This is a genomic window from Corynebacterium sp. CTNIH16, assembly GCF_032821655.1.
Classification (GTDB): domain Bacteria; phylum Actinomycetota; class Actinomycetes; order Mycobacteriales; family Mycobacteriaceae; genus Corynebacterium; species Corynebacterium marquesiae.
The window spans coordinates 1-1,236 of the sequence record NZ_JAVBIG010000035.1 but is presented as its reverse complement, the minus strand read 5'-3'; the positions used below and the strand labels follow the sequence as shown (position 1 = coordinate 1,236).

Here is a 1,236-nt window from a genome sequence, read left to right as displayed (position 1 = left end):
TTGTGTGTGGTGGTTTGTGTGTTCGTTATTTAGGGCGCATGGTGGATGCCTTGGCATGCTGAGCCGATGAAGGACGTGAAAGGCTGCGTTAAGCCTCGGGGAGTTGTCAATTAAGCGTTGATCCGAGGATGTCCGAATGGGGAAACCTGGCCCTGGTTATGTGGGGTTACCCTTCAGTGAATTCATAGCTGTTGTGGGGGTTTACGCGGGGAAGTGAAACATCTCAGTACCCGTAGGAGGAGAAAATAATAATGATTCTGCTAGTAGTGGCGAACGAACGTGGATGAGGCTAAACCGTGTGCATGTGATACCTGGTAGGGGTTGTGTGTGCGGTGTTGTGGGCCCCAACGTGCGGTGACTGCCATCATCGTGCTTGTGTGTTGTTGTTAGGTGAAGTGGTTTGGAATGACCTGCCGGAGAAGGTGAGAGTCCTGTAGTTGAAGACAATGGCATGCAGGTTGTTGGGTTGCCCGAGTAGCAGCGGGCTCGTGGAATCTGTTGTGAATCTGCCGGGACCACCCGGTAAGCCTAAATACTCAGTGTGACCGATAGTGTATTAAGTACCGTGAGGGAATGGTGAAAAGTACCCCGGGAGGGGAGTGAAATAGTTCCTGAAACCATGTGCTTACAATCCGTCAGAGCACCGTTTGTGTGTGATGGCGTGCCTTTTGAAGAATGAGCCTGCGAGTCAGCGGCATGTCGCGAGGTTAACCCGTGTGGGGTAGCCGTAGGGAAACCGAATCCTAATGGGGTGGCAAGTGGCATGTCCTGGACCCGAAGCGGGGTGATCTACCCATGGCCAGTGTGAAGCAGCTGTAAGAGGTTGTGGAGGCGCGAACCCACGTAGGTTGAAAACTGCGGGGATGAGCTGTGGGTAGGGGTGAAAGGCCAATCAAACTCCGTGATAGCTGGTTCTCCCCGAAATGCATTTAGGTGCAGCGTCGTATTATAGCTTGGTGGAGGTAGAGCGACTGGTTGGTTGAGCGGGACTACAATCTTAGCAATGTCAGCCAAACTCCGAATGCCACTAATTGTGTTGTACGGCAGTGAGACTGTGGGGGATAAGCTTCATAGTCGAGAGGGAAACAGCCCAGATCGCCGGTTAAGGCCCCTAAGGGTGTACTAAGTGGAAAAGGATGTGGGATCGCGAAGACAGCCAGGAGGTTGGCTTAGAAGCAGCCATCCTTGAAAGAGTGCGTAATAGCTCACTGGTCGAGTGGTTCTGCGCCGACAATT

Annotated in this window: 1 rRNA gene; it reads left to right on the top strand. The window is 52.7% G+C overall.

Annotated features, from left to right (window positions below):
• Window positions 1-18: 18 nt before the first annotated feature.
• Window positions 19-1,236, top strand: a 23S ribosomal RNA gene (locus tag RAE04_RS11685); the annotation flags it as partial.